A 17,211-nucleotide genomic window follows, 5' to 3' on the forward strand; every position below is an offset into this window, starting at 1 on the left:
AAAAATGTCAGGGGGAGTATTTTTGAATAATAAAAAACTAATTCCTACAAATGAAATTAAAGAAGAATTTGAGGCTGTTTTATTAGAAAAAGATAATATTGCGCATTGTGAAATTAATTTAAAAGGCGGGACTATAAAAAACATACAACGATTAGATATCAGTTATGACGAGATTGCTTTGGATACTGTGAATAATGAATTCTGTTTTACTCTAAAAGATAAAAATAACATAAACTTTCATAGAGTTAATCTTCAAAAATTTAGTCAAATAAATGCTATAACATTAAATTTAAACGATTATTTTTCTTCTGAAGAACTTAAGGATGAAAGCTATTATTCTAAGTTAATCTACCTTAATCATCAATATTTGTTGTACTTTATTACGAAAAGAGAAATTAACTATGGACTTCCTTTTTATCAATGTATTTTTTTAGTAAACACTTCAACGGGAGAGATAAAACAATTAAATCCTGTACTTCCTAATGGTGATAATTTACTTAGATTAGATACTTCCAAAAACATCTATCTAAGCAATCATAATCACTTATTACTATTAAAAACAGGGAGAATTAGACCCTTTGAGAAGCAATCAATGTATAAAAGAGTAGATATTGAAGATCCTTATCATGACCATCTTGAATCTATTTACTTAATGGAGGTTTCATCTTTAATTGACCAACAAAATTTTAATAATGCAACATTACTATCTTTATTAAATTATTCAGGTGCTTCTGAAAACTTGCGATATGAGAACAATGTTCTTTCATACGTAGTATCTGATTTTACTAACAACACTAAAGAATTAATAAAACATGATTTATTAATGGGGAATATTTCAAAATTTCAAGACGACCAATTAATACGAGATCATTTAGATTATGAACTTGAAGTAGAACCAAGCTACTATCATTTTATATTTAATTTATTTAAACAAGAAAAAAGTGATTCATTTATTCTAATTGACGATGAATTGGTGTTTGAATTAAAACTTGATATGATAAATTAAATTGAAGCATCTTAGATGAGATGCTTCAGACTGTAGACAAACTCGGAAATTTGAGAGTTTGCCTACAGTCTTTTTTCTTTAACAATAGAATAAAGTAGAGCCGTTTATTTTCATTTCGGGCTGCAGTAAATTAGACAAAAACTGCACTTCAATTGTGAGATTGTGTGTCTAACAATTGGGCGCAGTTCAGAAATTGTGGTCATATATTTTTATTGTGTAAAGCGGAACAGAAATTAAACTCAATTTAACGGAAAATTTTATACAAAGTTGAAAAGTATTAATAATACAGTATTTCGAAATTTATGTAAAAATTGTAAATGAGTCCAGCTTAATTTTTTCATGGGATGGTTATGAACCACGGTGCTTTCACACAAGACAACATTTTATTATAGATATCTAGCAGAAGTCAAATGTCAGACTTTTTGTCTATATGACACACTTCGTAAAATTGTCATAAATATTTTTGACTATTTTTTAAAAAGAAAGCAAATAACTAAAATAGCGTAGTTTAGCGGTTTAAAGCGGCAAATTGAATGAAAAACTAAAATATTTCGTCAGTTTTAAAAGTCAGAACATTCATAATGTTATTGACGGAGCTTGATAATAACGATAATATAGCGATACATTCACACTTTGTTTGGATAAAGTGTGATAGATATTGAGAATATAATCGGGGGGATTATTTGTGAAGAACAGTGTAAAAAAGCTTTCATTCCTTCTTTTTGGATTAGTGTTACTACTTGCTGCTTGCGGTAGTGGCGGATCTAGTTCAACAGATTCAAAAGGGAATGAATCAAACAATGCAAGTGAGAGCGGGAATACAGAGGATAAAACATATAAAATCGGGATTACTCAAATTGTAGAGCATCCATCATTAAACGCAGCAACGGAAGGCTTTAAAAAGGCAATTGAAGATGCTGGCTTAAAAGTTGACTACGATCCACAAATTGCACAAGGAGATAACAGTCTTAACACAACGATTGCTAACAATCTAGTAAGTGCAAACGTAGATTTAATTTTTGCTAACTCCACACCTTCTGCACAAGCAGCGGCAACAGCCACAAGTGATATTCCAATTATCTTCACATCTGTCACAGATGCTGTTGGTGCACAGTTAATCGAATCAATGGAGAAGCCAGGAAAAAATGTTACAGGAACAATTGATTTACATCCTGAAACGATTTCTAAAACAGTCGCATTCCTAAAAGAGCTTGGTGCCAAAAAAGTTGGGATGGTCTACAATGCTGGTGAGCAAAACTCTGTTGCACAAGTTAAAGAAGTGAAAAAGGTGATGGATGAACAAGGCTTAACAGTAGTAGAAGCGTCAGCATCTACTTCAGCAGATGTAAAACAAGCAACAGAATCACTAATTGGTAAGGTAGAGGCTTTCTATATTATTACGGATAATACAGTAGTTTCTGCTTTAGAGTCTGTTATTGATGTTGCTAATACAAATGAATTACCACTTGTTGTGGGAGAGCTAGACTCTGTTGCACGAGGCGGTTTAGCTGCTTATGGTTTTGAATATTTCGATATCGGTTACGAGGCTGGTCAAATGGCTGTGAAAATTTTAAAAGGTGAAGCAACACCTGCCGAGACGCCAGCACAATATCCACAAAATCTGAAACTATTAATCAATAAAAAAGTAGCGGACGATTTAGGAATTGAAATTAAAGATTCTTGGGGTGCAGAACTTCTAGAAAAATAAATGGAAGCGGGGGAGAACTATCCCCGCTTTATCTTCATTTATAAACAGTAGAAATAATAAAAAGATTTAGGAGATGATTCAACGATGTTTTTAGCATTATTTGGCGCAGTGGAGCAAGGAATCATCTATGCAATTATGGCACTTGGTGTATATTTAACGTTTCGGGTGTTAGATTTTCCGGATTTAACGGTTGATGGAAGCTTTGTAACAGGGGCGGCAACTGCAGCAACAATGGTTTTGCTTGGCTACTCCCCAATCTTAGCGACTTTAGTGGCAATTGTTGCTGGATTTATTGCTGGATGTATGACAGGAATTCTTCACACGAAAGGAAAGATTAATCCACTATTATCAGGGATTTTAATGATGATTGCGTTATACTCGATTAACCTGCGCATCATGGGGTTAACTGCAGAAAATACGATAGGTCGCCCGAATATTCCACTACTAAACTCAGAAACGATTTTTTCAAAGTTTCAGGCATTTTGGAGTGATTTAGGGATCGATGCTGCTCTCAATAACCTATTAAAAAGCATGGGCTTTCAGCATGTACCAAATACATGGAGTGTGCTGATAGTCGTATTAATCATCACGATTTTAATTAAGTTAATAGCAGACTGGTTCTTGAAGACTGAGGTCGGGCTAGCTATCCGAGCAACTGGTGATAATAAACGAATGATTCGTAGCTTCTCTGCAAATACAGATACACTTATCATTTTAGGGCTTGGACTTTCCAATGCGCTTGTCGCATTTTCTGGAGCTTTAATCGCACAATATTCAAAGTTCTCCGATGTTAGTATGGGGATTGGTATGATTGTCATCGGTCTTGCATCGGTTATTATTGGTGAAGCTATTTTTGGGACAAAGACCATTATCCGTACAACTTTTGCAGTCATTGCAGGAGCTATCATTTACCGTATTATTTTAGCATTAGCATTACGTGTAGATTTCCTTGATTCAGGAGATATGAAATTAATTACGGCTATCATCGTTATTTTGGCGCTGATCTTACCACAATTTATCAATAAGAGTAAGGAACGTAAACGTAAGGCGAAGCGTGCTGCAGAGCTATCACGAGTAAAAACAGTAGAGCAAGGAGGAAAAGGTCTTGCTTAAATTACATGGTATTAATAAGGTGTTTAATGAAGGAACACCTGATGAAAAAATTGCACTAGCAGAGATTAATCTACACTTAAAGCCAGGTGATTTTGTGACGATCATTGGTAGTAACGGTGCAGGGAAATCAACGATGATGAATATGATTTCAGGCGCCTTAACACCTGATTTTGGCACAGTTTCTATTGATGGTAATGATGTCACAAATTTGCCTGAATATAAACGCTCACAATACATTGGTCGTGTGTTCCAAGACCCAATGGCGGGAACAGCTCCTACGATGACAATTGAAGAAAACTTAGCACTGGCCTATTCACGAAATAAGGGTAGAGGACTGCATATCGGTGTGGACAAAAAGCGTCGTACCTTGTTCAAAGAATCATTAGAAATGCTTGGTTTAAATCTGGAAGATCGGCTTTCTGCAAAAGTAGGCTTACTTTCAGGTGGGGAACGGCAAGCATTGTCACTGTTAATGGCTACTTTCACAAAGCCCTCTATTTTATTGCTGGATGAGCATACGGCTGCACTTGATCCATCACGTGCAGAATTAATTACCCGTATTACGAAGTATTTAGTTGAAAAAGATCAGTTAACGACATTAATGGTAACGCACAATATGCAACAAGCTTTGGATTTAGGGAATCGTCTGATTATGATGGACAAAGGCCAAATTATTTTAGAGGTTGCTGAAGACCGTAAGCATGAATTAACGATCCCAGATTTAATGGCCGAATTTGAACGCATTCGTGGGGAAAAAATGAATTCAGACCGTGCTTTATTAGGTTAATGACGAAACGCTCATACACTTGTATGGGCGTTTTTTATAGTGTTAAAAAAATCCATCAATAGCGTTTTTGTCAATGGTGAAAATGAATGTCCGTTGCAGGCTACTTGATTTCCTGTGGGGGGAATGCCGATCTATCCCACGGGAGTCAAGTAGCCTTCCACTCCACCCCATAAATTGAGCAAAGGGGTTCACTACTGTTAGTATGAAAGAAAATGAAAAGACACATTTGCAGAATAGTTGATTGAGCGTCATATAGGAGAAGCTGGAGCGAACGGAAGTGAGTGAAACGGTTCATCGGAAGCTGGCGGAACGGAGATCAACCCCTCGCATTGCCAGAATGTCACTTTCCGCAGGTGATATTATTTTTTTAACAACATATAAAACGCTCATGCACTAGTTTGAATGTTTTTTATTTAGGGTAATAAAAATGATTGATAAACTTTATCACAATAAAAAAGTCTCACTTGCAGAGAAGTGAGACTCTTCATTTTAAACGAGTAAGCCAAATAGTTGAATGTCGTTGTTTACTTCTTTGTATTTGAAGCCGAATTCATCCATTCGTGCAAGCAGCCCTTCATAATCCGCTTGATCGCCAAGCTCAATACCAACGAGGGCAGGACCACTTTCTTTATTGTTTTTCTTTGTGTATTCAAAGGTAGTAATATCGTCGTTAGGTCCTACAACGCTTGTGAGGAATTGACGTAATGCCCCTGCGCGCTGAGGGAAGCTGACGATGAAGTAGTAAAGTAAGCCTTCGTGAATAAGCGACTTTTCTTTAATCTCCTGCATCCGTCCAATATCATTATTACCACCACTAATAATAACCACGACTGATTTCCCTTTAATTTCTTCTTTATAAAAATCAAGAGCTGCCACTGATAGTGCCCCAGCAGGCTCGGCAATAATGGCATGTTTATTATATAGATCTAAAATCGTTGTACAAACTTTGCCTTCTGGTACAAGAATAATGTCGTCTAAATAGCGGCGACAAACATCATAAGTGTGATGGCCGACGCATTTTACGGCAGCGCCATCGACGAATTTATCAATCCAATCAAGAGCCACAGCGCCCCCTTCAGCAAAAGCAGCCTTCATACTGCCAGCTCCGGCAGGCTCTACGCCAATAATTTTAGTAGAAGGGGAGAGGTTTTTAACGTAGGCAGAAACGCCAGACATTAAGCCGCCACCACCAATACTGCCAAAGACGTAGTCGATTGGCTCCTCCATGTCATTCATAATTTCTACTGCAACAGTTCCTTGACCAGCAATGACATCGAAATCATCGAATGGATGGATGAATATTTTATCGTGTTCTTCGCAATAGCTTAAGGCGCTTTCAGCAGAGTCATCGAACGTATCACCTGCTAAAATAATCTCTACAAATTCGCGCCCAAACATTCGCACTTGGTCTATTTTTTGTTTTGGTGTTGTTTGAGGCATAAAAATGCTAGCCTGGATTTTTAATTGAGCACAGGCATAAGCTACACCTTGTGCATGATTGCCTGCGCTTGCACAGACAACACCAGCGTTGCGTGCTTCTTCCTCGATTTTTTTAATTTTATAATAGGCACCTCGGAGCTTGAATGAGCGCACATGTTGTAAATCTTCGCGTTTAAAGTAAATAGTAGCTCCGTATTTCTCGGATAAATAATCGTTTTTTTGTAGTGGTGTATGGACAACTACATCTTTTAAAAAATGATGTGCAATCAGGACATTTTCCACTTGCACGGTTCTAGTATCAGCAACTTCCATAGTATTCATCCTCCGTTATACGTTTAAAACATTTATCTATGATAGCACACTTTATTTGCTTTTGGTGGTTAATTTTTAGTAAATTCTAAATTTTCCGTGTCTATTTTATGATGTAAGCGTTTTATCGAATAAATGATGCCTCGAGCAATTGCTGAAACGTTACTTTTGGGACAAAAAGCATTTGCTGAATCCAGATAAATACAATTCTCATAACAAAAATGGTCAAGCATATACTAGATTAGCTGAGGACAAGTAGGAGGGTAAGTAGTGGAAATCATTCAAGGAATTCTATCTACATATTGGCAATTTTTTGATTGGGCGATGTGGCAGGAAGTATTAATGGACCCTGTATCCTGGGGGCTAATATCCTCATTAATTATTATAGAAGGGCTACTGTCAGCGGATAATGCACTTGTATTGGCAGTTCTTGTTAAACATTTACCAGATAAACAACGAAAACGGGCATTAATGTATGGCATGCTAGGCGCCTATTTTTTTAGATTTTTATTTATTGGTATAGGTGTTTATCTTGTGGAATTTTGGTTTATTAAAGTGTTAGGTGCATTATATTTAGGCTGGCTCTGTGTAGCTCATTTTCTTCAAATTGGGAATGAGGATAGCGTGAAGGAAGTGAAAAAATCAGGATGGATGGTGCGTCTCTTTGGAACCTTTTGGGCCACCGTCATTTCTGTCGAGCTAATGGATATTGCATTTTCGATCGACTCTATCTTTGCAGCCTTTGCCATATCAGATCAAGTGTGGGTACTTTTAATTGGGGGTATGTTAGGCATATTAATGATGAGGACAATTGCAGGTGTGTTTTTAATCATTATCGAAAAAATTCCAGAGCTTGAAGCAACGGCCTTTATTATAATAGGTGTTATTGGCTTAAAAATGCTAGTGAGTGTTGTTAATATTCATATCCCGCATTACTTATTCTTCCTATTCTTGGTGATTGCTTTTTCCATCACAATCATTGTGCATATGATGAAGAGGGTAAGAGCTGCCTAATTAAAAAGTACTGTTCTCCAAAAATGAGAACAGTACTTTTCTTATTGCTGAAAAACAGTCAATTGACAGACAGAAATGGATTTCCGTTGCAGGCTACTTGCTTTCCCACGGGAGTCAAGTAGCCTTCTACTCCAACCCATAAAAGTTTAGCAAAGATTTTCAAATAAAGTAAAGGTGTTCACTACTCTTTTATGAGATGTTGTCACTCATCACTTCTCTACATTGAAAATAAAAGCTTATCCCCTCTAAGAATAAAGGTAATGGGCGATTGGATCGCTATGCTACTATGAAAAAAAGTAAAGACACTTTGCAGAATGGTTGATTGGAGTGGAGCGGCACATCAGGACGTTGGCGGAACGGAAATCAACCTCTCACCTTGCAAAGTTGCTTTTTCTGCCATTGACATCATCTTTTTTTATTTTACATATTTATCTGGGTCAACAATATAAAACTTTTCAACATTTAGCCAGCTTTCACTCATTGGTTCACCATCATCAATGCGCTTTTCAGTTTCCTGCATCATCCAACCAGTTTGGGATGAATGGGCTTGTAATGCTTTTAATTTGTCCATTTTCATTTCAGAAATATCATAGACAACATGTGGATCACCATTTTTTTCAATTGTATCATTGGCAAAGGCACAGCCTAATACTTGTGGTCGGGCAGCCTTAGGCATTCGACGAACAGCTTCAACTACAGCACGTGCTGTGGCTTCATGGTCTGGATGGACAGCAAAGTCAGGTAAGAATGTGAAGATTAATGAAGGCATTAGCTCTTCGATTAACCCTTCAACTATTTTTACCATTTTCTCATCGTCTTCAAATTCGATTGTTTTATCTCGTAAACCTAGCATACGTAAATCTTGAATACCCATTGCCTCTGCTGCTGCTACCAATTCTTTGCGGCGGATTTCAGGCAAAGATTCGCGTGTTGCAAAGGGTGGATTACCTAAATTACGTCCCATTTCGCCTAATGTTAAACAGGCATATGTAACAGGTGTATTCATCTTCTTTGTATAGTAGGCGATTGTCCCAGCAACTGAAAAAGCTTCATCATCTGGGTGAGGGTACACAATTAAAATATGACGTTGTGGTTGTAAATTCAAATAGTCGTCCCCCTTAGTAAGTAAATGGCGTTTCGCTAATTTCAAGCGCAATCGCCAGTTTCCCTGAGTAGTCTAGTCCAGCCATTAATAAACGGCCTAAATCATCTAATTCAAAATGTGTAATGCCTTGTGCATAAACCCAGCCGTGAGGTAATTTTAAACCAACACGATGCGGTGCATGATCTACCACTTTAGCAAGCTCATAATTAATCTTAGCATTGCGAATAAAAGCACCTGCATTAAAGAATTTTTCATCATAGTGTGCTGCATAAGATCCATTTGTCGTCTCAAGATGAATATAAACGTCTTTGTTGGCGAAAGAATTCAGCAATTCCTGTAACGTCTCTACCTGTACTTCTTGCATCTTAACACTCCTCTCGATCATTTCTCCTTTTAGTATAGTAAAAAAAATTCGCAAAGGGAAATTGATTGCATTGTTATGACAATTTAATGACTCATGAAAAAATGAATCATTATCTATAATTCTATGATAAGTATTCAAGCAATATTCTTGAAAAAATTATTGTAATGTATCAATATAGGGAGTGTGAAAATAGTATGTACAAAATGTGTCGTTCTGTATTGTATCCGTTTTCACATCCGAAAAGATATTGCAACCATGACTTCTTCCTAATTCGTGTGTGTAGACAGCCCCGCCTGTTGAAGGGAGTATTATTTTAGTAATAACGGATTCTATCTTGGTACAATAGATGACGTTCCTTAGACAGGTGAAACAGGATAGCTGTGAAAAGAGGAAGAAAAGTGAAGCTCATTATCATAGTATAGTAAAAAACCGCGATTCTCTTTTATGACGGAGAGTCGCGGTTTTTGTCTTGATTCAGCAAATGTTTTTTTATACCAAAAGCGAAGCGTCCTATAAAGAGACTACCTCATCTATTGGTTATGTATTTATTAGTATCGATTAAGCTTTCGTTCGATTGTATCTAAACGGTTGTTGACATTTTGTAACTGTTTAAACATTTGCTTCATATAAAGATTTTGATCTTGTGTTTCAGTTGTTTTGGCTTGTGCCAATTCTTCCTCCTCCTGCAGCGCTAATATTGTGGCAAGGGTGGATAATGAGTAACCAAGTGTTAATATAATGGAAGCAATTACTTCAACTTTTGAAGCGGTGATATCCCCAGCTAATAAACCTGATTCTTCCGTTAAGTCCTCTGCCTTGTTTTTTTTCATCTTTTCCCCTCCCATACAGCTAATATATGGGATATGTAGCCCTAACGTATCTTGTCCACTTTTTATCTTTAGCAAGCAAATGATTCATCATGAACAGAGTGTTTACCATTGGTAATTTTTAAAAAGGATGTCTCCAAAATTCTTTGAGACATCCTTTTTATGTTAAATTTCAGTTACTGTTACTGGAGGAGCACCAAAGCGAGATTTCGCTCCATGCATGACTGGTCCTACATATTCATTTAGCGCCCAGCCATGGGCAATGGCAGCAGATACAAATTCTTTCGCTTCAATGACAGAATCTTTAATAGAAAGACCGTTAGCAAGGTTGGCTGTTACGGAAGCTGCAAATGTACAACCAGCGCCATGATTATAAGTAGACGCGACCTTTTCCGATTCTAATAAGAAGAATGTTTCACCGTCGAAGAAAAGGTCTGTTGCTTTTTCAGTAGCTAATGCTTTTCCACCTTTAATGACAACAGCCTTAGCCCCTAGTTCGTGAATTTTACGAGCAGCAATTTTCATGTCGTCAATGTTTTTTGGTGTACCTGTGCCAGCTAATTGTCCTGCTTCAAAAAGGTTTGGTGTTGTTATAGTTGCTAGTGGTAGAAGATGTTGCACCATAGCATCAGTATTTCCAGGATTCAGTACTTCATCGTCACCTTTACATACCATAACAGGGTCGATGACGACATTTGAAGTGCCAGATTTTGCGATAGCTTCTCCAGCGATACGAATAATCTCTTCTGTTGAAAGCATTCCTGTCTTAATGGCATCAATACCTGTTGAAAGGGCGGTATCAATTTGTTTTTGAAGAAGCTTTGTTGGCAATGGTGTGACGTTATGTGTCCAGCCATTCGGATCCATTGTTACGACTACTGTTAAAGCCACCATCCCATATGTACCGTGCTCCTGGAATGTTTTCAGGTCAGCTTGCATACCTGCGCCACCTGATGTATCTGAACCAGCAATTGTTAATGTTTTTTTTAGAGTCATCTGAAAGATCTCCTTTAGCATTGAGAGTTGTAAAATTACCATCTAGTATAATCCGAAACTGATTCTATAAAAATAGTCAGAATATGATATTTATATATGGTCAGTTTGAACTGATGCTTGAATTCATGTTTGATTTTTTGTACCGTTGTAAGAAGAGAAAGGGGCTTAAAGAACGATGAAACAAGTATTCCCGAATGATTGGCAAGAAATACTCGCAGAAGAATTGAAAAAACCATACTATCACAAACTACGTCAATTTGTAGCAAATGAATATTCGACGCAAATGATTTATCCACCAATGACTGATGTGATGAATGCCTTTTATACAACAGCTTACCATGATGTAAAGGTTGTTATTTTAGGACAAGATCCTTATCACGGTCCGAATCAAGCACATGGCTTAAGCTTTTCCGTTAAACCAGGTATTCCACATCCACCAAGCTTGCGAAACATGTTGCAAGAGCTGCAAGATGATTTAGGCTGTCCTATTCCTCCAAATGGAACATTAACAAAATGGGCAGAGCAAGGTGTTATGCTTTTAAATACTGTGCTTACTGTTCGAGCAGGACAGGCTCATTCTCATAAAGATCAAGGGTGGGAGCAATTTACCGACGCTGTTATCGACCAATTAGCAGCAAGGGAAGAGCCGCTAATTTTTGTACTGTGGGGTAAACCAGCACAGCGTAAAAAGCAATTGATACGTAAATATAAAACACCACATGTTATACTCGAAGCGCCACATCCGAGTCCACTCAGTGCTTACCGAGGATTCTTTGGTAGTAAACCTTATTCAAAAATTAATCAACAATTGGTGGAATGGGGCAAACAGCCAATTGATTGGTGTCTAGTATAGATTGGCACAAATCGTTTTCTTTATACACTTTATAAATCATGATACAGTTAATATAGAAGAAAGTGTGGGACAATAATGAAGGTGAATTGTTTCAAGTGTCAATTTTTCAAAGTAACCTGGGACCCTCAAACGCCACGAGCCTGTGCAGCTTATGGCTTTAAAACAAAGCAAATACCATCCGTTGTCGTGAAGCAATCTTCAGGCATGGAGTGTTTAAAATTTGTACCAAAAATAGAAGGGGGGAGAATGTCATGATTCCTTATCAAGCCGTGATACAGCAACTTGAAAAACAATTATCTGGCGCAAAAAATGCAGGAAATGATCAGCAAATTCGCGAGGCACTTACAGCTATTCGAGCATTATGTGATGTGGTATTAGATTCTCCAAACGATACGCCAGCCATCACAACACCTAAGCATATACCTCAAATGCTTGTGTCTGAGTCAAAACAAGCAACTTTATACACATCAAAAATTGAAGAAGATGGAGCAAATGGTGACTCCATTTTTGATTTTTAATCCATTTAAAAGGTAGGGTACGAGAAATGAAAAGATTCATCGTGACAGGTGCTCTTCATGGCCTATTAGCAGTGGCATTTGGTGCATTTGGTGCACATGCGTTAAAGGAAATATTAGATGAATATAGCCGAGGAATTTGGGAGACTGCTGTTCAATATCAAATGTTTCATGCAACAGGGCTGCTGGTCATTGGTCTATTAATGAGCTCTAAACTATTAGGTGAAGTAAAGCAATTAAATGTAGCAGGTATTTTCTTTAATCTGGGCATTGTGTTCTTCTCAGGTAGCTTATATGTACTGGCGATAAGTGGAATTAAAGTATTGGGTGCCATTACACCAATTGGTGGCGTCCTATTCTTAGCTGGATGGTTACTCATTATTTTATCTGCTTTAAAACATGCTCGCTAATTTAAAGTTAAGACTCTCTTACATTATTTGTAGGAGAGTTTTTTTGTTATAAACGAATTTTTTACGTTGGTGATTTAAATCCTATTCATTTTGTAAGAATTTATAGTACACTACTATTATTACTTGCAATATTTCGAAAATACAAAAAGAGAGGTTATGTAGTATGGAAAAACTATTTGCATTAATAGATGGGTACTATAATGAAATGGTAGGGATTCGTCGTCATTTACATGAATACCCTGAATTATCCTTTGAGGAAGTGGAGACGCCAGCCTATATAGCTGCTTTTCATAGAGAATTGGGTCATGAGGTTCGTGAAGGAGTAGGGGGACGTGGCGTAGTAGCTATATTATGTAGCGGAAAACCTGGTAAGACAGTAGCATTACGTGCTGATTTTGATGCATTAGCGATACAAGAGGAAAATGATGTACCTTATAAATCTAAAGTAGCTGGAAAAATGCATGCATGTGGACATGATGGTCATACAGCAACATTGCTTGGGCTAGCTAAAGCACTTAATGCGATGAAGGATGAAATAACAGGCAATGTGGTGTTTATTCACCAGCATGCAGAGGAAGTAGCACCAGGTGGCGCAAAGCCGATGATAGAGGATGGTTGTTTAGATGGCGTAGATGTTATTTTTGGTATGCACTTATGGGCGCCTACACCACTAGGAGAAATTTTAGTGAAGGATGGAGCCATTATGGCAGCTGCGGATAAAGTAGAAATCACGGTTCAAGGGAAAGGCGGTCATGGCGCAGAGCCACATCATTCCATCGATGCTGTTACCCTTGCCTCACAATTTGTGGTCAATGCTCAACAACTTGTTTCAAGACGCATTGATCCATTAAAATCAGCTGTTTTAACAATTGGTCATTTGGAGGCTATTAATCCGTTTAATGTGATTGCGGATCGAGTGATTTTAGCAGGAACAATTCGTACCTTTGAAGAAGAAGTACGTTCACAAATGGAGCAGGAACTAGAAGCAGTTTTAAATGCGACATGTCTGGCATTTGGGGCAAGCTATGAATATCGTTATACAAGAGGTTATCCGCCTGTATATAACCATCAAAAAGAAACAGAGTTTGTAGCACAGTTGGCGTCTACTGTTCCAGGTGTGGAGCAAGTAATAACATGTCCACCGTTTATGATTGGGGAAGATTTTGCCTATTATTTAGAAAAGGTACCGGGTACTTTCTTCTTCACAGGTGCTAAAAAGCCGGAATGGGAAACTGCCTATCCACATCATCATGCACGCTTTGATTTTGATGAACGTGCCATGCTAATAGCTGCGAAAACTTTAGGGAAAGCAACTTTAACGTATCTAAAAGAGCACTAAATATAGTGAATGATAAAAATCCGCCTACACTCATCGACTTTTGTCAGTGAGCGTATAGCGGATTTTTACATTACAAGATGGCATTATGGATTTTGATTAAAGTAAGCCATTTCCTCATCGTATTCAGCAAAATCGAAATAAATCATAGGGAATAGGAAGCGATGATTGGATTTTAGTTCACGAATAATGACATGATCACGACCAGCGGCTTCTACCACACCACGAACAGTTTTTGTATTTTTTCCCTGTTCCACAGCATGTTCGAAAGAAAAATGGAAGGTAGCTGGTTTTCCGCGATTCAAACGTAAAATATTTTCTATATAGGACTCCTCACGACCAGGTGGCCGTCCGCTCGGAAGAGTGACTGGAGGAGGAGTCATTTGTTGTTGCGTTGTTGGTGTCCAATAATAAGGCATCATCAATTATCAACCTACTTTCTTTTTAAATTTGAGGACAATCTTGTTCAGATGGCGAGAAAAAGCAATGAGATTTGAATCTGCCAGTATTCCATTGACCATACCATTGTGCGGGACAATCCCCCGCTGGCATGAAAAACCACAAGGAGCGAGTAGCTGGATGAAATCTTTCCCCTTGAATCACCCTTTTCGCTAAACGAATGTCTTGTTCACGGGCTCGCTGATAAAAATAACCCTTTTGTGTTGCTTCAAAGCCTCCCGGACGCTGATAAACCATTTGCTCAATCGTTCGAATATCACCAAAATCTAAACAGTCACCTCTTACACGATTAACGCCAACATTCCCAACCATCAGCATGCCTAGCTCTCCTTCACCTTCTGCTTCGGCACGCATTAGCCTTGCTAGTAGGGCAGTCTGTGCATCATTCGTCTTGATAACAGCGATTTTCATACCTCCTCGCAGACAGTATATGCACGAGGGTATTGTAGACATGTTCAATTTTGATAAGAAAGACAATCACACATTAAAGTTACTATGCATATAGTAATCATAACGATAAGTGCCTAGAAAATAATTGAAAACGCTACAAGATCCGATAGTCTTTTAGTCAAAACGGGTAAATAGAAAAAGATAGAATTAGGGGAATGTGAGATGGATGATTTGCATGTGTATTCAATACATGTGAGGTGAGTACTTATGGAAATTGGAGTTTGGTTTGGAATTTTATTAAGTGCGGTACTGGCTTTTCTATTGGGCGAGTTTTATGGACAGCCGCTCCATTGGTATCTCTTTATTGTCATAATTGTAATCGGTTTTTTTATTCAAACTGTTATTTTGATTTTAAAAGTAAAGGACGAACACTCTTGAGGAAGTATGCAAAAATTGAATGGATGAATGAACAAAGTGTTATCGCAGAGAGATGGCACTTTTTTATATTACAAGTATATTAAAGATAGAGCGAGACATACTAAAAGTGACTTTATTTTTGCTTTCAAGAAGGAGCGTTTTCATGCGTATTTTTAGTATGTTTGTAGCCATTATCATCAGTGCTTTTTTAGCAGTTGGGATAGCAGAATACTATCATCAACCATATAATTGGTATTTAGTTTTTCTCATGGTTCTTACTGGGTTCTTTATTCACATCATTATTTTAATATTTGAATCTGAGAATGCTGAAGAAAACGAAATTTAAAAATGCGAGTCCGTTGTGGAGGACTCGCATTTTCTATGTGTATTAAACAGTTAAGAACTTAACTAATTTATCGTTATCAAGTAGGTTTCCGACGAAGAATGCACCGAACTCACCATAGCGAGCAGACACTTCATCAAAGCGCATTTCATATACTAATTTTTTGAATTGTAATACATCGTCTGCGAATAGTGTTACGCCCCATTCGTGATCATCGAAGCCTACTGAGCCAGTAATAATTTGTTTCACTTTACCTGCATAGCCACGACCAATCATTCCATGAGAACGCATTAATGATTTACGCTCATCCATTGATAGCATGTACCAGTTATCGTTGCCTTGACGGCGTTTATCCATTGGGTAGAAGCATACATATTTGGCACGTGGAAGTTCTGGGTATAAACGTGCACGTACATGTGGGTTTTGGTAAGGATCCTCATTTGATTCGCCAGCTAAATAGTTTGAAAGCTCCACAACAGATACATAAGAATATGTAGGAATTGTAAAATCAGCAATTGCTAATTTATTGAATTCTGCTTCAATCTCTTGTAGTTCATCCATTGTTTCACGCAATGTCATAACCATAAAGTCAGCTTTTTGACCCACGATAGCATAAAAGGCATGAGCGCCTGTTTTAGCGATATCTGCTTCGTTCAATTTTTCTAAATAAGCAATAAATTCCTCTATTGCTGCTTGACGTTCTTCTGCAGAAACAAGTTTCCAAGAAGCCCAGTCGATTGAGCGGAAATCATGTAAAGCGTACCATCCATCTAATGTAATTGCTGCTTCATTCATTATTGAAACACTCCTTTATAAGTGAATACCATTCAAAATTAGTTTATCATAGTTTGTACAAAATCCCTAAGTTCATGACAGTAATTCACGAATTTGACACCAACTAAAGATGATGTATTCTAAGAAGAAGATATGTGACTAGAGGAGTACCAATATGAAAAGTATTTTACAACAGCCAATTTGGCGTTTTTATGATCAATCCATTAGTGCCAAGCAACGATCACCATTAGAATCGTTTGCAACGGATGATACGTTGTGCCAATTAGTTGGACAATTAACTTCTCCGCCAACTATTCGTACATGGGTCCATGAGGCATCCGTTGTGCTTGGTATTCAAGATCATCGTTTGCCGTATGTTCAGCAAGGCATGGATTTACTAGAGTCTAGAGGCTATCATCCAATCGTTCGTAACTCTGGTGGATTAGCAGTTGTGCTAGATGAAGGAGTCCTCAATATTTCTATTGTATTATCTGAACAATCAGAGTCGCTTAGTATAAACGATGGCTATGATGTGATGGTAGACCTTGTGAAGGGATTGTTTCCAGAAGTAGCTGATAAAATAGAAGCTTATGAAATTGTAGGCTCCTATTGCCCTGGCTCTTATGATCTAAGTATTGAGGGGAAAAAATTTGCTGGTATATCCCAAAGACGCTTACGCCAAGGAGTGGCTGTGCAAATTTATTTATGTATTGAAGGAAGTGGCTCACAACGTGCGGCACTCATTCGTGACTTTTATGAAGTAAGCTTGCGACAAGAGGAGACAAAGTTTATTTATCCTCAAATCGTACCTGAAGTGATGGCATCATTATCAGAGCTTGTTGACCCCGATTTAACAGTAGAAGGGGTGGTTATTCGTCTACAGCAATTACTTCATCAGTTGTCCGTGGAAGTTCGTCCACAATCTTTCTATGATGAAGAATTAATATTATACGGTTTCTATTTACAGCGAGTATTTGAGCGTAATGCCAAAATGCTTGAACGAAAATAATAGGCTGATTATATGAAACATAAAAGGGAAAAGCGA

At 37.7% G+C, this 17,211-nt stretch carries 21 protein-coding genes; 13 read left to right on the forward strand and 8 right to left on the reverse strand.

Going from position 1 to position 17,211, the window contains the following annotated elements:
- Window positions 1-22 precede the first annotated feature (22 nt).
- From MKY46_RS02405 to MKY46_RS02420, 4 genes are all read left to right on the forward strand, one after another.
- Window positions 23-1,006 (forward strand): hypothetical protein, encoded by a 984-nt coding sequence (locus tag MKY46_RS02405; RefSeq protein WP_340833696.1) that lies wholly within the window; start codon window positions 23-25, stop codon window positions 1,004-1,006.
- A 685-nt stretch (window positions 1,007-1,691) separates the two neighbouring features.
- Complete coding sequence (locus tag MKY46_RS02410; RefSeq protein WP_340812535.1) at window positions 1,692-2,714, forward strand: ABC transporter substrate-binding protein; 1,023 nt, start codon at window positions 1,692-1,694, stop codon at window positions 2,712-2,714.
- Between the two features lie 84 nt (window positions 2,715-2,798).
- Window positions 2,799-3,827, forward strand: a complete 1,029-nt coding sequence (locus tag MKY46_RS02415; protein WP_340833697.1) for an ABC transporter permease — start codon at window positions 2,799-2,801, stop codon at window positions 3,825-3,827.
- Window positions 3,820-4,614 carry an ABC transporter ATP-binding protein gene (locus MKY46_RS02420; RefSeq protein ID WP_036117422.1) on the forward strand — a complete coding sequence of 265 codons (795 nt, stop codon included), beginning with the start codon at window positions 3,820-3,822 and terminating at the stop codon, window positions 4,612-4,614. The genes MKY46_RS02415 and MKY46_RS02420 overlap by 8 nt, the downstream gene beginning before the upstream one ends.
- A gap of 489 nt (window positions 4,615-5,103) precedes the next feature.
- Here MKY46_RS02420 and ilvA read toward each other — a convergent pair whose 3' ends face one another.
- Window positions 5,104-6,366, reverse strand: coding sequence for a threonine ammonia-lyase IlvA (gene ilvA, locus MKY46_RS02425; protein WP_058843265.1), 1,263 nt, complete (start codon window positions 6,364-6,366; stop codon window positions 5,104-5,106).
- Between the two features lie 267 nt (window positions 6,367-6,633).
- Here ilvA and MKY46_RS02430 point away from each other — a divergent pair, with 267 nt between their 5' ends.
- A complete protein-coding gene (locus MKY46_RS02430; RefSeq protein ID WP_036117400.1) occupies window positions 6,634-7,377 on the forward strand; it encodes a TerC family protein in 744 nt (247 codons plus the stop codon).
- Between the two features lie 415 nt (window positions 7,378-7,792).
- Here the strand turns inward: MKY46_RS02430 and bshB2 are convergent, their stop codons facing one another.
- The 4 genes from bshB2 to thiD all read right to left on the reverse strand — a co-directional run bounded on the left by bshB2 (window position 7,793) and on the right by thiD (window position 10,669).
- Window positions 7,793-8,482 carry a bacillithiol biosynthesis deacetylase BshB2 gene (gene bshB2, locus MKY46_RS02435; RefSeq protein WP_036117397.1) on the reverse strand — a complete coding sequence of 230 codons (690 nt, stop codon included), beginning with the start codon at window positions 8,480-8,482 and terminating at the stop codon, window positions 7,793-7,795.
- A gap of 13 nt (window positions 8,483-8,495) precedes the next feature.
- The gene (locus tag MKY46_RS02440; RefSeq protein ID WP_036117395.1) at window positions 8,496-8,846 is read right to left on the reverse strand and encodes a YojF family protein; all 351 of its coding nucleotides are present in this window, start codon (window positions 8,844-8,846) and stop codon (window positions 8,496-8,498) included.
- Window positions 8,847-9,394: 548 nt separating this feature from the next.
- Window positions 9,395-9,676, reverse strand: a complete 282-nt coding sequence (locus MKY46_RS02445; RefSeq protein WP_036117393.1) for a hypothetical protein — start codon at window positions 9,674-9,676, stop codon at window positions 9,395-9,397.
- 162 nt (window positions 9,677-9,838) lie between these two features.
- A complete protein-coding gene (gene thiD / locus MKY46_RS02450; protein ID WP_036117391.1) occupies window positions 9,839-10,669 on the reverse strand; it encodes a bifunctional hydroxymethylpyrimidine kinase/phosphomethylpyrimidine kinase in 831 nt (276 codons plus the stop codon).
- Window positions 10,670-10,844: 175 nt separating this feature from the next.
- On the opposite strand from thiD, the gene MKY46_RS02455 reads away from it, so the two are divergent.
- The 5 genes from MKY46_RS02455 to MKY46_RS02475 all read left to right on the forward strand — a co-directional run bounded on the left by MKY46_RS02455 (window position 10,845) and on the right by MKY46_RS02475 (window position 13,786).
- A complete protein-coding gene (locus tag MKY46_RS02455; RefSeq protein WP_036117389.1) occupies window positions 10,845-11,522 on the forward strand; it encodes a uracil-DNA glycosylase in 678 nt (225 codons plus the stop codon).
- Window positions 11,523-11,597: 75 nt separating this feature from the next.
- Entirely contained in the window at window positions 11,598-11,777 is a 180-nt protein-coding gene (locus tag MKY46_RS02460; protein WP_036117386.1) for a hypothetical protein, read from the forward strand.
- Complete coding sequence (locus tag MKY46_RS02465) at window positions 11,774-12,040, forward strand: YwdI family protein (protein WP_036117384.1); 267 nt, start codon at window positions 11,774-11,776, stop codon at window positions 12,038-12,040. The genes MKY46_RS02460 and MKY46_RS02465 overlap by 4 nt, the downstream gene beginning before the upstream one ends.
- 26 nt (window positions 12,041-12,066) lie before the next feature.
- Window positions 12,067-12,447, forward strand: coding sequence for a DUF423 domain-containing protein (locus tag MKY46_RS02470; protein WP_340833698.1), 381 nt, complete (start codon window positions 12,067-12,069; stop codon window positions 12,445-12,447).
- 163 nt (window positions 12,448-12,610) lie between these two features.
- Window positions 12,611-13,786 carry a M20 family metallopeptidase gene (locus tag MKY46_RS02475; RefSeq protein ID WP_340833699.1) on the forward strand — a complete coding sequence of 392 codons (1,176 nt, stop codon included), beginning with the start codon at window positions 12,611-12,613 and terminating at the stop codon, window positions 13,784-13,786.
- Window positions 13,787-13,869: 83 nt separating this feature from the next.
- Here MKY46_RS02475 and gerQ read toward each other — a convergent pair whose 3' ends face one another.
- Together gerQ and MKY46_RS02485 are read right to left on the reverse strand one after the other, a co-directional pair.
- Complete coding sequence (gerQ, locus tag MKY46_RS02480; RefSeq protein WP_004227629.1) at window positions 13,870-14,205, reverse strand: spore coat protein GerQ; 336 nt, start codon at window positions 14,203-14,205, stop codon at window positions 13,870-13,872.
- A gap of 22 nt (window positions 14,206-14,227) precedes the next feature.
- Entirely contained in the window at window positions 14,228-14,653 is a 426-nt protein-coding gene (locus MKY46_RS02485; protein ID WP_036117377.1) for a cell wall hydrolase, read from the reverse strand.
- Window positions 14,654-14,899: 246 nt separating this feature from the next.
- Here MKY46_RS02485 and MKY46_RS02490 point away from each other — a divergent pair, with 246 nt between their 5' ends.
- Window positions 14,900-15,070, forward strand: coding sequence for a hypothetical protein (locus MKY46_RS02490; RefSeq protein ID WP_170829838.1), 171 nt, complete (start codon window positions 14,900-14,902; stop codon window positions 15,068-15,070).
- A gap of 142 nt (window positions 15,071-15,212) precedes the next feature.
- Window positions 15,213-15,395 carry a hypothetical protein gene (locus MKY46_RS02495; RefSeq protein ID WP_036117367.1) on the forward strand — a complete coding sequence of 61 codons (183 nt, stop codon included), beginning with the start codon at window positions 15,213-15,215 and terminating at the stop codon, window positions 15,393-15,395.
- A gap of 42 nt (window positions 15,396-15,437) precedes the next feature.
- On the opposite strand, the gene hemQ is transcribed toward MKY46_RS02495, so the two are convergent.
- Window positions 15,438-16,187, reverse strand: coding sequence for a hydrogen peroxide-dependent heme synthase (gene hemQ, locus MKY46_RS02500; RefSeq protein WP_036117365.1), 750 nt, complete (start codon window positions 16,185-16,187; stop codon window positions 15,438-15,440).
- Window positions 16,188-16,341: 154 nt separating this feature from the next.
- Between hemQ and MKY46_RS02505 the strand changes: the two genes are divergently transcribed.
- Window positions 16,342-17,175: a lipoate--protein ligase family protein gene (locus tag MKY46_RS02505; protein ID WP_036117363.1), complete on the forward strand. Its 834-nt coding sequence runs from the start codon at window positions 16,342-16,344 to the stop codon at window positions 17,173-17,175.
- Window positions 17,176-17,211: the final 36 nt, after the last annotated feature.

The organism is Lysinibacillus sp. FSL M8-0355 (assembly GCF_038008985.1).
GTDB classification, from domain to species: domain Bacteria; phylum Bacillota; class Bacilli; order Bacillales_A; family Planococcaceae; genus Lysinibacillus; species Lysinibacillus fusiformis_D.

Excerpts from the sequence above, each read along its gene's own strand:
- MKY46_RS02415 (WP_340833697.1), top strand. The coding sequence starts at position 2,799 with ATGTTTTTAGCATTATTTGGCGCAGTGGAGCAAGGAATCATCTATGCA.
- ilvA (WP_058843265.1), bottom strand. The coding sequence starts at position 6,366 with ATGGAAGTTGCTGATACTAGAACCGTGCAAGTGGAAAATGTCCTGATT.
- MKY46_RS02440 (WP_036117395.1), bottom strand. The coding sequence starts at position 8,846 with ATGCAAGAAGTACAGGTAGAGACGTTACAGGAATTGCTGAATTCTTTC.
- MKY46_RS02445 (WP_036117393.1), bottom strand. The coding sequence starts at position 9,676 with ATGAAAAAAAACAAGGCAGAGGACTTAACGGAAGAATCAGGTTTATTA.
- thiD (WP_036117391.1), bottom strand. The coding sequence starts at position 10,669 with ATGACTCTAAAAAAAACATTAACAATTGCTGGTTCAGATACATCAGGT.
- MKY46_RS02455 (WP_036117389.1), top strand. The coding sequence starts at position 10,845 with ATGAAACAAGTATTCCCGAATGATTGGCAAGAAATACTCGCAGAAGAA.
- MKY46_RS02460 (WP_036117386.1), top strand. The coding sequence starts at position 11,598 with ATGAAGGTGAATTGTTTCAAGTGTCAATTTTTCAAAGTAACCTGGGAC.
- MKY46_RS02465 (WP_036117384.1), top strand. The coding sequence starts at position 11,774 with ATGATTCCTTATCAAGCCGTGATACAGCAACTTGAAAAACAATTATCT.
- MKY46_RS02470 (WP_340833698.1), top strand. The coding sequence starts at position 12,067 with ATGAAAAGATTCATCGTGACAGGTGCTCTTCATGGCCTATTAGCAGTG.
- MKY46_RS02475 (WP_340833699.1), top strand. The coding sequence starts at position 12,611 with ATGGAAAAACTATTTGCATTAATAGATGGGTACTATAATGAAATGGTA.
- gerQ (WP_004227629.1), bottom strand. The coding sequence starts at position 14,205 with ATGATGCCTTATTATTGGACACCAACAACGCAACAACAAATGACTCCT.
- MKY46_RS02485 (WP_036117377.1), bottom strand. The coding sequence starts at position 14,653 with ATGAAAATCGCTGTTATCAAGACGAATGATGCACAGACTGCCCTACTA.
- MKY46_RS02490 (WP_170829838.1), top strand. The coding sequence starts at position 14,900 with ATGGAAATTGGAGTTTGGTTTGGAATTTTATTAAGTGCGGTACTGGCT.
- MKY46_RS02495 (WP_036117367.1), top strand. The coding sequence starts at position 15,213 with ATGCGTATTTTTAGTATGTTTGTAGCCATTATCATCAGTGCTTTTTTA.
- hemQ (WP_036117365.1), bottom strand. The coding sequence starts at position 16,187 with ATGAATGAAGCAGCAATTACATTAGATGGATGGTACGCTTTACATGAT.
- MKY46_RS02505 (WP_036117363.1), top strand. The coding sequence starts at position 16,342 with ATGAAAAGTATTTTACAACAGCCAATTTGGCGTTTTTATGATCAATCC.